1 protein-coding gene is annotated in these 2,198 nt (G+C 55.0%); it reads right to left on the bottom strand.

The annotated features are described in order from the left end of the window. Positions 1-151: 151 nt before the first annotated feature. Complete coding sequence (locus GEU01_RS20940) at positions 152-1,726, bottom strand: Fic family protein (protein ID WP_019087542.1); 1,575 nt, start codon at positions 1,724-1,726, stop codon at positions 152-154. Positions 1,727-2,198 lie beyond the last annotated feature (472 nt).

The raw sequence follows: 2,198 nt of genomic DNA, 5'->3' as shown, positions 1-2,198 counted from the left end.
CGGACAGATTGTTAATGCCCGTTTTCCCGACGTCAGAGCGCAGTACTCCGACGCCTCAAAGCGGATGTAGCTACAAGATGTATGAGGATTGGTTTCGGTCAAATCCAGAGCGGTTCACGGCGCCTTGTCCTTTTACTCGCCCTGTCAGGCTTCAGTCAGTCTGAAAGGCCGATCTCACGCCCTCAACAAAGCTTTCCCATTCTTCATCTGTGACTTGTCGGATGACTTCAGGTCCTGAGAATTCTTTCCGTAGGCCTTTGCCGACGATAAAGTTGTTGGACTGCAAGCTCCGAATGATGCGGTCGGCATCCTTGTCCGGCATGTCCAGCACGGCCTTGATTAGCCCGCGTGCCCTATGGTGACGTCGGAGATAGTCAGCCTCCTCCTGCATGTGCTCGTTCATTGTGAGTTTGATAACGTGCCCAAGATAGTCGACATGCGGCGCAAGATCCGGATAGCGCCAAGCTGGCCGAGTAGCTTCATCGCCAGTAAACACGAGGTTGGACTGAATGCCGTCCGGATAGGTTTTATTTTCCGACGCGAAAGACACATGCGGGCGTGCGACCCTCATCAGGGGGATTGAGACGCGCTCAAGGATCGCATCGTAGTGACGCCTGCTCGTCTTGTCGTCCATAATGGCAACGGACACCGGAATGATGACACCATCCGGGATAGCGTTATCCCGGCAGAGAATGTCATTGATGAGGTAGCGGTGTGTCCGACCGTTCCCGTCTGCCAAGGGGTGAATGTAGACGAAGCCGAAGGAGGCGACTGCAGCACGTAGGATGGGTGACTGCCCTTGGGTTTTTTCGAGGAAGACCGCTAGTCCATCAAGCATGTTCTTCAGGTCTTCCGGTGGTGGCGCCACATAATGCACGACCTCCCCACGTATCGTGTTCTCGCCTACAAAAACTGGTGATTTTCTGGGACCGAAACTGCTGATGAACGTCTTCGAGCCGATAATATCCTTCTGTAGTTCAATGAGCGCCGGACCGAGAAGCGGGATTGCACCCTTGCCGGTTCTGGTTGCCAGCACATGGCTGAAGAGGGAAATCTTGTCGGTCTGGTCAGCCTCGCCCTCGATAGCAAAGCTTGCCTTGCTCTCACGATTGGTGAGCCAGACTGCCGCCCGCGCGAGCATGTCATCGCCGAAATCCTCCTGCAGGCGGGTATATCTGGCGGCGATGTCGAAACCTGCGGCAAGTTCCAGCGGCCGGCTTTTTCTGATGGAGGGACAAAAATACCTTGTCCCTGGCATGTTATCCCGCACATGCCACTTTTTAATATTGATGGCTTGGTTCTGGTTTGCGGTAACAACCAGCTTGTCATTCAACGCGGAGACATAGTTGCCACCGACCGCCGTTTCGGTTTCTAGTTCTAGTCCCGTCAGAAACTCATAAAGAAAGGCGGCGCGGCGCGCGTATTGCCCCGTCGGTTCCCGCTCTATCCAGACTCGCACGAAGTCAGGTCCTGACGCCTCGAATACCCGCGCCAGCAGTTCGAGGTTGGTTGGCTCATAACGCAGGTGGAACTGAAGATGTCCGGCCGGGGTCTCAACGGGTCGCATGCTTTCCGGATAAACTTCGTAGCTCTCAAAGCCATGATGGCGGCTCTCCCGGCGCGAACCGACCGTGCTAGTCACGGGAAAGCCGCAGCAGGGATCGATACCAAAGTTATCGCCGAGCCATCGCCCGCCAAGCAGCGTGGACCTTTCTACGTCCGTCATTAGAAACACGCCTCATTCGAAAAAACCGATTACGATTGCGCATATTCGATTAGAAATCAGCAATATTGCAAGAAAAGACTTACGCCGTAGGCGAACGGTTCTCCAGAAAAGCCGGGCTAAGGCAGGCTGACAAGATCCGACGCTAAACGGCGCCGAGATTGGCGAAAACAGCTGCTTTTCAACACAATTCGTCGGAAAGCGGACTGGCAGTTCCCCTAAAGTTGTCGGCTCTATTGGATTGAGAGTGATAACGTCGCAAGGGGTGGCAGACCCATGACCTGTTACACTATATGGGTGTACGTTACCGAAGCCTCCCGCAGGGAGGGTTTGGGAGGGTACACTATGGGCAATAGTGTAACAGGACGGGCCTGAAACCGGCCGGCCTGTCCCGCGATTGCAGCGGTTTTCCTGTCCGGGGCGGGGGAGATGTGTTACACTTTTCAGGACATCATGCCCAGACCTGCCCCGAAGG

The sequence above is a fragment of the Komagataeibacter europaeus LMG 18890 genome, assembly GCF_000285295.1.
In the GTDB taxonomy this organism is placed as follows: domain Bacteria; phylum Pseudomonadota; class Alphaproteobacteria; order Acetobacterales; family Acetobacteraceae; genus Komagataeibacter; species Komagataeibacter europaeus.
Note: the sequence above shows the minus strand (reverse complement) of the source record. Positions and strands in the feature narration are given on the sequence as shown.

Bases quoted from the DNA above. Each gene is read 5' to 3' on its own strand.
- GEU01_RS20940 (WP_019087542.1), bottom strand. From the start codon at position 1,726: ATGACGGACGTAGAAAGGTCCACGCTGCTTGGCGGGCGATGGCTCGGC.